Below are 11,771 nucleotides of genomic sequence, written 5' to 3'. Positions count from 1 at the left end.
TACAAAGCCTGTTCCTATTAGTTGGGATTCTACGCCTGGTAATTGGTTAGTTAGCGAGAATGGTAATTTCGTCGGAATGATTGATTTCGAAAATATGTTATGGGGCATAGATGTTGACAACTTCTCTATTTTATTTGAAAGATATTTTTCTGACAACGATATTGCAATGAAGGCTTTTTTCAAAGGCTATGGACTTGAAGTACTAAAGGACAAAAAGGCACAAATAGAAATTTGCTGTATTAAGATGGCAATCGGTGATATTTATTGGGGGATCCAAAACAACTCACAGAGAGTTAGAATTTATGGACGAGATCTTATGAAACAAATATACAATAATACACTAATTATTTTGTGAGTTATTCGAAGAAGAAGCGGCATCGCCTAACAGCATTCACGCATCGGGCCATACGGCCCTCGGTCCGCGGGATGTTTTTCGAGGATTCAACTGACAATCCTCATCGGCTAAGTCTTACGCCCCGTTCGCTACGCTCACTTAAGCCGGTGAGGGTTCGTGAATTCGGGAACGTTACTCATATGGGTTGTTTGACAAGTCATTGCGCTAACGGGAAAGTATGACAAGTTCTGTATAAGCACCACATAGTGCGAAAAACAGGGGATTCATAGAATCCTAACTTTACAACCGAGGATGGGAATGAAAGAACCATGTATCCCGAAACCATCCCGCCAATACTCCTGCATGCGTCATGACTAACAGGTTATGGAGTTTGAAGTACAGGTAGATTCGGCAGAACAAAGGCTAGAGCCATTCGAATAGAAAAGGTATGCTGACGGATATGCCGCGTGGCTGAAAAGCTGGATATGGTGAGAATGTTCATCGAAAAGAACTGACGAACTTCCGAATGTACAGGTCTAAAGTTAGAGCATAAGGAAACTTATGTACCATCCTACGATGGGGTGAGTGGCGTAAAGTAAAAATTTTCTCTATGAAATACGCTATGCCAAACTAAGGAGGCATCCTGCTCACAGGCCCAGAGGAAGCACCTAAGTCCAGAACAAAAAAAAAAGAGAAAAAAGAAAGCTAGGTTGTAAGGGACTTGGAAAGCAAGGCGCATCGCAACAAGGGCTGTTACCCAAGACGGTTGCAATAAGGCACGTGCCGAAATGCATTAAGCCTTGTAAGGGCAGGGGCACGACTGATGAATCTTCTGTAATGGGAGTGGAGGAACAGCCCCAAGTCTAATGGAAAGAACGATCATTCTCCAACGTGAATTGCACCGATCGGGTAGGAACGTGGGAACATCACCTCTACAAGGAGGGATGCCACAGTGCAAGCTCTTCGATACTGGGATTACTACGGCATGACGGACACATTCACAGCGTTATACGATAGTGCCTCGAAAAAGGAAGTTTTCCCGCAACTCTACGACATCATCACATCCAGAGAAAACATCCTCCTCGCCTATCGAATGATGAAATCGAATAAAGGATCGCGGACACCTGGAACCGATGGGAAAACCATTACGGATATCCAAAAGCTGTCCGAAGACGAACTAGTCCTTGATATCCAATACAAGCTAAAGAACTACCGCCCCAACAAAGTCAGACGGAAGCGCATTGAAAAGGATAACGGCAAATGGAGACCTCTCGGAATTCCGTGTATTTTGGACCGTATCATTCAGCAGTGCTTTAAGCAGGTGCTTGAGCCAATCGCGGAAGCTCACTTTTATAACCACAGCTATGGTTTTAGACCGTTGCGGTCAACTCGCCATGCTATGGCTAGAGTGCAATTTCTAGTGAATCATTCGCAACTCCACTATGTTGTCGACATCGATATTCAAGGCTTCTTTGACAATGTAAATCACGGATTGCTGATCAAGCAGCTATGGAACCTTGGCATTCAGGACAGGCGAACATTAGCATGCATCTCGAAGATGCTAAAGGCAGGAATTGATGGAGAAGGTATACCTTTCAAAGGAGTTCCACAAGGTGGAATCCTCTCTCCTCTTCTATCCAATATTGTCTTAAACGATCTGGATCAATGGATTGCTGGGCAGTGGGAACTGTTCCCCATGAACGAGTCATACAAGACGAGATCAGGAGAACTGTACGCGAAAAAGCGATCTACTCTGAAAGAAGGGTACATCGTCCGCTACGCGGACGACTTCAAAGTTCTCTGCCGAGACTGGAGAACTGCACACAAGTGGTATCATGCCGTTAAACTGTACCTGAAGGAACGCCTGAAACTGGACATCTCCCCGGAGAAATCGCAGATTGTGAATCTGCGCAAACGGGAGTCTGAATTCCTCGGTTTCACCATCCGTGCGACTAAAAAGGGCAACAAACGAGTGGCGCATACCGGCATTAAAGCCAAAAACAAGCGGAAGATCAAAGAGGAAGCCAAGGTGCGTATCAAGAAACTTAGAGCTTCCCCAACCGCACAGAATGCACTGCTGTTCAATAGCTTTGTTTTAGGGATTCATAACTATTTCAAATGGGCAACCCACGTCAACCCCGAGTTCTCACGTCTTGCCTACGATCTACGTGCCTTCATGTTCAATCGTCTCAAGCAGATTGGGAAATACGAACACCCTGAAAAACCGCCGCCGACGTACAAGAAATTCTACAGTCGTGGCTTCAGGACATTTAGATTGGCAAACGTGTATTTATATCCTCTCGCTGATGTGAAGACAAGAAATACCATGAGCTTCAGTCAACAGCTGACCCTTTATACAGCAGAAGGAAGAGAGCAAATCCATCAAAAGCTACGGCCAGATTTGCAACACGAAATTGCTTCATTAACGAAATCCTATATCCCAAGTCGAAGTGTAGAGTACATGGATAACCGAATCAGTCGCTACAGCATGAAAATGGGGAAATGCGAAGTTACAGGCATGTATCTTTCCGCGGCAGATGTTCACTGCCATCATTTTGTACCGCTTCATCTGGGCGGCAACGATAAATTCTCCAATCTTCGTATCCTCCAAAAGGAGGTTCATCGGTTAATCCATTCTACATGCAAGCAGACAATTGCCGGACTCATGGCTAAGCTTGGAATAACTGAATCCATGCAGAGCCTGATCAACCAATACCGCACTAAATGCGAATTGGAACCGATCAATTTTTTTTCCAGAACCTAGAGTAACGGGGAACCAATGATCAAGTAGCTTTCATTAGATGGAACGCCGGATGCCGGGAAACTGGCACGTCCGGTGTGGCGCAGGGGAAAAGCCGGAGATTACATCAAACGCTTACCTATTGCAACGGTTAGCAATAAAATAGCGACAGTCTAGGACTTTATTTTTCTCGTCCTTGGCTGTCGCTGTTTTATTTCCTAGGCTCAGTCTAAAACTTATTTTCGGGAGTTTGACGGTATGACAATTCGAATAGACGCGTGGAGTAAAGTCATCCAATCTAATACTTTATTTTCTGCATACACCCAGAAATGTGATGGATTGCACAAAAATGAACCCCGCCTCGAGTTCACGAAGCGGGGTTCGCTTTTAATGATCCTCATCCACAACTTCCCGATCAGGCAATTGTGTGACATAGCTGTCTGACAGGTGCAGCAGCTCCAGTGCACGATTGAATTCATCTTCTGTAGCTTTTTGCGGTTGATTGCCATTACCGGATAAGGTATAGTGCTGTCCGTCCTCAAACCCGCTGCCGGATAAGAAGAGCTCTTCATTATTAACAAATGACCCTGTAGGTAAATAATAACGCTGCGGAAGCAGATTATAGGTGGATTGATTCAAAATATCCTGTCCGAAATGGATATGGTTGCTAAGGGATACCCCTAATAAATTGGATACCGTCGGCAAAATATCCACCTGCCCGCCTAATTGTTCCTTCACGCTGGGTGTAGTCAATCCCTTGGATGCGATAATGAGCGGAATATTAATCAGATCGCGTTCTGTATACTCATGATGCAGGATTTCCGCGAGCAAGGCTTTATCCGCTTCCTTCAGTGAGAAAATAGGGAGTCCCCGATGATCGCCGTACAACACGATTAAGCTGTTATCCCAAACTCCATTTGCTTGGAGCTCATCAATAAACTGGCCAAGCGCGTAGTCCGCATAATTCTGGGCACGGATATAGTCTCCAACTAATGTTCCTTCGAATCGTTCCGGTAGGGTCATCTTGTATTTGCTCTCCGGAATGGAAAAAGGATTATGAGAAGACATGGAGATCACTTGTGAATAGAAAGGCTGGCTGCGTTGATCCATTCTCGCCAGTTCATCGGATGTCTTCTTGTACAGAACTTCATCAGAAGCCCCGTAGAAGACAGTGTCATCTTCCCCGAAGAACGCTTTGTCATAGTAGCGGTCAAATCCTACTGCTTTGTAGAGCTCCCCGCGGTTCCAAAAGTCAACTGCATTGGTATGAAAAGTCGCCGTATCGTAACGTTGCGCCTGCAGCAGCTTAGGCAAGCTTGGAAGCTCCTTAGGAGCATAAATGTCGGTAGCCGGTCCATCCGGTGGAACATAAAAGGAAGTGTTCACAATAAATTCGGCATCGGATGTATTTCCTTGTCCGACTTGCTGGTAAAAACGGGGGAAGTAAAAGTTCCCGGCAGCCAGCTTATTCATATTTGGTGTAATTTCTTGTCCATCTATGGACAAATTAATCAGGAAATTCTGAAAGGACTCCATTTGAAGGATGATCAGGTTCTTTCCTTTGGCGGCACCGAACATGACCGGATGGGCTGGTGCTTGAATGCCCTTTGTTTCATCAATGGCGGATTGTGTGATTTTGGACAGCTCAATCTGTTCTTCCTTATGCTCGGCAAGCAGAGCGTAGGCTTCATAATTGAGAATGCCCATTTGTTCGGCCTGGACGTTTTCATTCATGCTGGCCTGGTTCGGGAAAATATTCATCATGCAGATCGCGAAGGAAATACAGAACAAGGCGGCGACCGCTTTGCGGTTGCTCTGGCGCGACATGGCTGTCTTCCAGGCTACTGCTTTTTTCCGGCTGAACATAACCAGGCTAATGATAATGATATCCAGGAAAATCAGCATGTACTGCGGGTGGATGACCGAAAAAATACTTTTCTTAACGGCTCCAACCTGTTTGGCCTGACCGAATACTTGAGAGGTGGCAATAATCCCGAAATGATTATGATAGATAATCAGAGAGAAGAACAATACCGTAATCAACAAATTCACAAGCATGTAGATGGCGATCTTCCGTTTGGTGGCGAACCATTCAATTAAGCAGAAGATCAGCAGCACAAAAGGAAGTTCTTTAAACAAGGTGGTCCAGGTTGGCCCGTCTTCGAATAAGTAATACCAGGCAAAATAGCTTTTAGCAAGCATGATCAGAGAGAAGAAAATGATAGATCTTTTGCTGAGAGTACGAGTTTCCTTCAACCGCATTTCGTATGCGCATCCTTTTCTATATAATTAGTTCATTCTATTACATGGAAGCGTTCAAAATCAACTAGAGGGATAACCTGATTTTACATAATATGTGACTATTATTCGATAAAAATAAGGGCTGAGGTATGCTGTAGAATGGAGAACGTAACCCAATTCACAGGTTCTATGTTAAAATAACCCTGGATTCTATCACTGAGCTGCACAGATTTGAAACGAGGTGTCTCTATTGTTCAAAATTATGCTTATTGAAGACGATATCACCCTATTCGGTGAGATCAAGGAGCGGTTATCTCAGTGGTCTTATGAGGTGTACGGCATTTCCGATTTCGGAAAAGTCGTTCAGGAGTTTACACTGGTCCAGCCGGAACTAGTCATTATTGATATCCAGCTGCCGCAGTTTGACGGGTTTCATTGGTGCCGGATATTAAGGGCCCATTCCAATGTGCCGATTATTTTTCTGTCCTCCCGTGACCACCCGAGTGATATGGTCATGTCCATGCAGTTCGGAGCAGATGACTTTATACAGAAGCCGTTCCATTTCGATGTGCTTATCGCTAAAATCCAGGCCACCCTTCGTCGGGTATATAACTATAACACCGAACGAATCGAGCTGAAGACGTGGCGTGGAGCAACGATTGAATACGTGAAGAATACTGTAACAAGAGGCCAAGACTCCGCACTGCTGACGAAGAATGAAATGCTAATCCTCAAAATCCTGATAGAGTGCAAAGACCGGATTGTAGAGCGAGAGGAGCTCATAAAAAACCTGTGGGACAACGAGCATTTTGTGAGTGACAATACGTTGACTGTGAATGTGAACCGGTTGCGTAAGAAGCTGGAGCCTCTGGGTCTGGACGCTTATATTGAAACCAAGGTGGGGCAAGGCTATATGGCGACCGAAGAGGCGGCACTATGATCAAGAAATACATAAAGGAGAAACTCAGCTGGCTCCTTCTGCTTGGCGGGCTGCAGATCATTTTTTTGTTCGTGGCTTATGTAGATTCTTCCATTCCCTTCATGCCCGTGCTGTACATTGTCGGACTGAATGTTATGGTATGTACTGCTTTTGTGTTTCTCAGATATCATAAGGAAACCCGATTCTATCACCGGATCGGGGCTTGGGATGAGGTCTACGATCTGAGTACCTTCAAGGGAGCGGACAGTCCGTTCGAGAGGATGGTCGAGGAAGCGGTGACTGCCCAAACCGAACGCTACAGGCTGGAATCTTCAGCGAATTTCCATCTGCTGGAACAGGAGAAAGACGATCTGCTGTCTTGGATTCATGAGGTCAAAACCCCGCTTACAGCCATGCAGCTCATGATTGAACGGCTGCCGGACGAAACACTAAAGCGGCAAATAATGTACGAATGGCTGAGAATCCATCATTTGCTTGACCAGCAGCTTCATCAGAAACGGATTCCGTTCATGCATAATGATCTGTATATCGAGAAGACCCGGCTTGAACCGATCCTCAATCAAGAGATCCGGGCGCTAAAATCATGGTGTATTCCCAAAGGAGTTGGGTTTGACGTTGAACTTACTGTAGAAGAAGTGCTCACTGACGGCAAATGGCTTGGCTTTATGCTTAGACAACTGCTGACAAATGCTGTGAAATACAGCGAATACTCCGATATCCTCATTCAGAGTAGGGACACCGGGGAGCATGTCGTGTTGACCATCCAGGATCACGGAAGAGGGATTGACCCCAAAGACTTGCCGCGCATTTATGATAAAGGCTTCACTTCCACGACCGGCCGCCAGGAAGGTGCCGCCACAGGCATGGGCCTCTATTTGACGAAACAAGCGGCGGAGCCGCTGCTGATCGATATTCAGGCAGCATCCCAACCCGGGGAAGGCACTACCTTTACATTAACGTTTCCACGCAAAAATGACTTTTTGAGTATTTCGGGCATGTGACAACAATGTCACATGCCTCTTTGTTTTGTTCGGTGAAACGCAGGAAAACATAAAGCAACCCGCTTATGATAGAACTATAGAGATCAGACATAGTGCAACATCAGATGATCAAGGGGTGTCGGGTTTTGATCTTATCTTTTTAGAGATCAGACATAGTGCAACATCAGATGATCAAGGGGTCTTGGGTTTTGATCTTATCTTTTTAGAGATCTGACATAGTACAACATCAGAAGATCAAGGGGTGTCGGGTTTTGATCTTATCTTTTTAGAGATCAGACATAGTGCAACATCAGATGATCAAGGAGGTTTTGGGTTTTGATCTTATCTTTTTAGAGATCTGACATAGTACAACATCAGAAGATCAAGGGGTCTTGGGTTTTGATCTTATCTTTTTAGAGATCTGACATAGTACAACATCAGAAGATCAAGGGGTCTTGTACTTCGTCTTTTGATGTTAATCTTTTGATCTTAATCTTTACCCCGTATCCAGGTACCGTTGCAGTTAAGCGTGTCCCGCAGGGACGGCAAGCGTTCCTACTCCCAACATCTCCAAGTCCAGCCAGTCTGAACGCCCACGTTAATTGCACTTAACCGGGTGTCCAGAGGGCGGAGCCCTTGGGGCCCTCCCTTGGCTAAGGGAGGGTTTGGGAGGGATCGAAACGATTCGAAACTATCTAAGGAGTGTATACAGAACATGATGATTCTAGAAGCTAACAAAATTTATAAGACGTATGGCAACAAATTCAACAAACAGGAAGTGCTGAAGGGAATTGACCTTCAAGTCAGCAAAGGCGAATTCGTCGGCATCATGGGGGCTTCCGGTTCAGGCAAAACGACGCTGCTGAATGTGCTTTCCTCCATTGACCGGGTAAGTCAGGGAACGATAGAAATAGAAGGCAAAGAGTTTACGGGCATGAAGGAGAAGCAGCTGGCCGAATTCCGTAAACAGCATCTGGGATTTATTTTTCAGGAATATAACCTGCTGGATACCCTAACCGTCAAAGAAAACGTGCTGCTTCCGCTCTCCATCACCGGCATTTCGAAGAGAGAAGCCCACCAGAAGTTTGAACAGGTAGCCGGTGAACTGGGGATCTTCGAAATGAAAGACAAATACCCGGCAGAGATTTCCGGCGGACAGAAGCAGCGGACATCAGCGGCACGGGCGTTTATACATGATCCGAGCATTATATTTGCCGATGAGCCAACAGGTGCGCTTGATTCCAAATCAGCTTCCGACCTGCTGAACAAGCTTGCCGACATGAACACGAAGCGCCAGGCGACGATCATAATGGTCACGCATGATGCTGTTGCCGCCAGTTACTGCAGCCGGGTGGTGTTTATCCGCGACGGGCAAATTTACACTCAACTGAACAAAGGCGATGAATCCCGGCAGTCCTTTTTCAATGATATTATCAAGACCACGAGTGTTTTGGGCGGTGTCCAGCAATGAGCCTGAATTATATCATCCTGCGCAATCTGCGAAAAAACATCAAAAACTATTACCTGTACGTCTTTGCGCTGATCTTCGGTGTGGCGCTGTATTTCTCCTTCGTCACGCTGCAATATGACCCTTCTATGGGGAAGCTTAAAGGAACGGTTAAAGGAGGAGCAGCCATTGGTGCATCCTCGGTGCTGCTAGTCGCGATTGTTGCGATTTTTCTGCTGTATGCCAATACGATCTTCATCAAGCGGCGCAGCCGTGAGATTGGGCTGTTTCAATTGATTGGATTAACGAAAGGAAGAATCTTCAAACTCCTGAGCGCGGAGAACCTGATCCTCTATTTCGGTTCCATGATAATCGGGATTGGTGTCGGGTTCGCGATGTCACGGCTGATTCTGATGATCTTGTTCAAAATCCTGGCGATTGACGCCGTGGCCAAGCTTCGCTTCTCTCCTGAGGCGCTGCAGCAGACCATTATCGTCTTTGCCGCAGTTTACCTGCTCATCATGCTCATGAACTACACGTTCATCAAAAGGCAGAGCATTCTCTCCCTGTTCAAGGCTACTTCCACCACACAGGAGCGCATTAAAAAAATGCCGCTGTGGGAGATTGTCTTTGGCCTGCTTGGCCTCGCCTTTATCGCGTCAGGGTATTATTTGTCCACTCTGCTCTTCAGCGGGAAAATAAACAGCATGAACGGACTGATGACCTCGATGATTCTCATCCTGGGTCTGGTTATTGTCGGCACGTATCTGTTCTATAAAGGCTCAGTCAGCTTCATATTCAACGCAATCCGCAAGAGTAAAAAAGGCTACCTCTCCATCAATGAAGTACTTTCGCTCTCGTCTATTATGTTCCGTATGAAGTCGAATGCGCTGCTGCTGACGATCATTACAACGGTATCCGCGCTGGCTATCGGTCTGTTGTCGCTCAGCTATATCTCTTATTATTCGGCGGAAGCGAACGCTAAGGATAGCTCACCTAACGATTTTGGGTTCACCCGGGTGGAGGCCAAGGAGAAGTTTGTACAGGCACTGGATGCGGCGCAAATCAAATACAAAGAAATTCATATGCAGCCCGTGGAGATGGAAGTCGATGCTGCGAAAATTATGGAGAAGGATTCCAAAGACACGGTTCTTTCTACTTCCGTAGTCAGCGACAGCACTGTAGAAGGGATAGATGTAAAGCCTGGCGAAGCCCGAATTATGGGGTACAACAGTGCTATGGATACGCTTTTTAAATTGAATGAAACCGGCGAGATTGGCCTTAAGACTTTGAAAGGGACGATTGAGCAGAAGCTTATAGGCATATCCAAGGAATCGATTGTGCCCTATTATTACGGTGGAGGCGCTGGCATATTTGTTGTCGATGAGACGGTCTACCAGGAGCTGGTTAAGAGCCTGAATCCCAAGCTGCAAAAAGCAAAAGAAAAAGCGGATTACTACGGGATTGAGCTTGCTAACCGCTCGCAAATAGAAAAGGCAAATCAAATTTTTACGAATCAGTCACCCGAGTATCCAAGCTTTTCGCAGTATGATTTTGAAATCAAACAGCGGAACAATATGGGCGTTATTATGTTTATTGTCGGCTTCTTGGGCTTAACTTTCCTGGTTACTTCAGGCTGCATTCTGTACTTCAAGCAAATGGATGAAGGCGAGGAAGAAAAAGGAGGCTACACCATTCTGCGGAAGCTGGGTTTTACCCAAGGAGATCTCTTACGGGGCATCCAGTTCAAGCAGTTGTTCAACTTCGGGATTCCGCTGGTCGTTGGCCTGAGCCATAGTTACTTTGCCGTCAAATCCGGCTGGTTCTTCTTCGGCACAGAAATGCTCACACCGACCATCCTGGTCATGCTGCTATACACGGCGCTGTATTCAATTTTCGGCTTCCTGTCGGTGCTGTATTATAAAAGAGTGATCCGCGAGTCGTTGTGACCAAATAAGCAGAAAGTAAAGGAGGGTGCAAGTGGCTTGTGTTGCTGAGTTCGGTATTATAGATCAATTCGAGACGGATAAAGATTACTCCAAATATGAAGCTGAAACCTATCATTGCATCGCGATTGCTGATGAATTCTTGAATGATTGGTGGGACGATTTGTCATTGATCAAAACCTACTTCCACAGCTATAACAGACCCAGTTTGGCCCTTGCCAGATGGGGAGTTACGCTTATACCGCCTGAATCCTTAGAAGCTTTTTACAGCATTGTGTTAAAAGATAAACAATCCAAGTCATCATCAGAATTGATAGATTTGATGGTTTTGCTAAGACGGGCAATTAACGAGAATAAGTACGTTATACATTATGGGGTTTGAGTGTTTTTGAAATATGAAAGACCGCAATTGCTATTTGAAAATTTGGGTCATACCGAAAGACAAAAAGCAGGCCAGGACTGAATTTTCAGTCTGGCCTGTTTTTGTGCTGCTCCACTTTGTATTACTTGTTCAGGATACTTACTTCCAGGACATCGTATTTGTTGCCATACACCTTCTCAATATGCTGCACGCCCCACTTGCACAACGAATCCAGAATAAACTTGAGTGACCAGCCATACTCCGTTATTCTTGGTTGTACACTTTACGTTCCTCACCCCGCCTTGCTTAAGTTCACGCAGCTGCCGTGTGAACATCTTTTGCATGATGTTCGGCATTAGTCTGCAGAAAGAGAGTATTTAGTTACACAATTAAAACCAAGCCGGGGCGGAGAGTGATCCGCTTAAGCTTGATTTTTTGTTACGATTTTACTTGATATCTATAGTAAGACCATGTAAAAACCGGATGAATATAATATGCTTCTGACTTCAAACTTGCCGTGCTTAGTCGGATCTTATGTCATCTGACTGTACATATCCATCCCTGCCCTTGTCAAATGAGGAAGAATAAGGCTCCACAGGATGGACAAGATACTTTTCTGCTTTGGTAGAAATTCTTGGAGAAGAATTATTTCCTGTGTGCCATACATATTGATCGATAATAAAGAAATCGACAAATCTTCATATTGCCCAGCATATAATTCTTCTTTCATAATTCCATTGTTAACAAATATAGTAAACGTATTGATGAAAAGTGTATAGAAA

At 45.3% G+C, this 11,771-nt stretch carries 8 protein-coding genes and 2 pseudogenes; 7 read left to right on the top strand and 3 right to left on the bottom strand.

Features of this window, described 5'->3' with window-relative positions:
- Together A3842_RS32355 and ltrA are read left to right on the top strand one after the other, a co-directional pair.
- Positions 1-355, top strand: a 355-nt coding sequence (locus A3842_RS32355) for a hypothetical protein (RefSeq protein ID WP_178382291.1), incomplete at its 5' end; no start/stop codon positions are given.
- A 931-nt stretch (positions 356-1,286) separates the two neighbouring features.
- Positions 1,287-3,098, top strand: coding sequence for a group II intron reverse transcriptase/maturase (ltrA, locus tag A3842_RS04460; RefSeq protein ID WP_143186155.1), 1,812 nt, complete (start codon positions 1,287-1,289; stop codon positions 3,096-3,098).
- A 363-nt stretch (positions 3,099-3,461) separates the two neighbouring features.
- Here the strand turns inward: ltrA and A3842_RS04455 are convergent, their stop codons facing one another.
- Positions 3,462-5,336, bottom strand: coding sequence for an LTA synthase family protein (locus A3842_RS04455; RefSeq protein WP_074100586.1), 1,875 nt, complete (start codon positions 5,334-5,336; stop codon positions 3,462-3,464).
- A gap of 229 nt (positions 5,337-5,565) precedes the next feature.
- Between A3842_RS04455 and A3842_RS04450 the strand changes: the two genes are divergently transcribed.
- From A3842_RS04450 to A3842_RS04430, 5 genes are all read left to right on the top strand, one after another.
- Entirely contained in the window at positions 5,566-6,255 is a 690-nt protein-coding gene (locus A3842_RS04450; protein ID WP_074087928.1) for a response regulator transcription factor, read from the top strand.
- The gene (locus A3842_RS04445; protein ID WP_074100585.1) at positions 6,252-7,256 is read left to right on the top strand and encodes a sensor histidine kinase; all 1,005 of its coding nucleotides are present in this window, start codon (positions 6,252-6,254) and stop codon (positions 7,254-7,256) included. The genes A3842_RS04450 and A3842_RS04445 overlap by 4 nt, the downstream gene beginning before the upstream one ends.
- Before the next feature lie 694 nt (positions 7,257-7,950).
- Positions 7,951-8,706 carry an ABC transporter ATP-binding protein gene (locus A3842_RS04440; RefSeq protein WP_074087930.1) on the top strand — a complete coding sequence of 252 codons (756 nt, stop codon included), beginning with the start codon at positions 7,951-7,953 and terminating at the stop codon, positions 8,704-8,706.
- Positions 8,703-10,631 carry an FtsX-like permease family protein gene (locus A3842_RS04435; RefSeq protein ID WP_074100584.1) on the top strand — a complete coding sequence of 643 codons (1,929 nt, stop codon included), beginning with the start codon at positions 8,703-8,705 and terminating at the stop codon, positions 10,629-10,631. The genes A3842_RS04440 and A3842_RS04435 overlap by 4 nt, the downstream gene beginning before the upstream one ends.
- A 31-nt stretch (positions 10,632-10,662) precedes the next feature.
- Positions 10,663-11,010, top strand: coding sequence for a hypothetical protein (locus A3842_RS04430; RefSeq protein ID WP_074100583.1), 348 nt, complete (start codon positions 10,663-10,665; stop codon positions 11,008-11,010).
- 121 nt (positions 11,011-11,131) lie between these two features.
- Here the strand turns inward: A3842_RS04430 and A3842_RS33175 are convergent.
- Positions 11,132-11,351 (bottom strand): annotated as a pseudogene (locus A3842_RS33175) (winged helix-turn-helix transcriptional regulator); the annotation flags it as partial.
- Between the two features lie 170 nt (positions 11,352-11,521).
- A pseudogene (locus tag A3842_RS32855) lies at positions 11,522-11,771 on the bottom strand (TetR/AcrR family transcriptional regulator); the annotation flags it as partial.

Source organism: Paenibacillus sp. P3E, assembly GCF_001909045.1.
Lineage (GTDB): Bacteria > Bacillota > Bacilli > Paenibacillales > Paenibacillaceae > Paenibacillus_AQ > Paenibacillus_AQ helianthi.
Note: the sequence above shows the minus strand (reverse complement) of the source record. Positions and strands in the feature narration are given on the sequence as shown.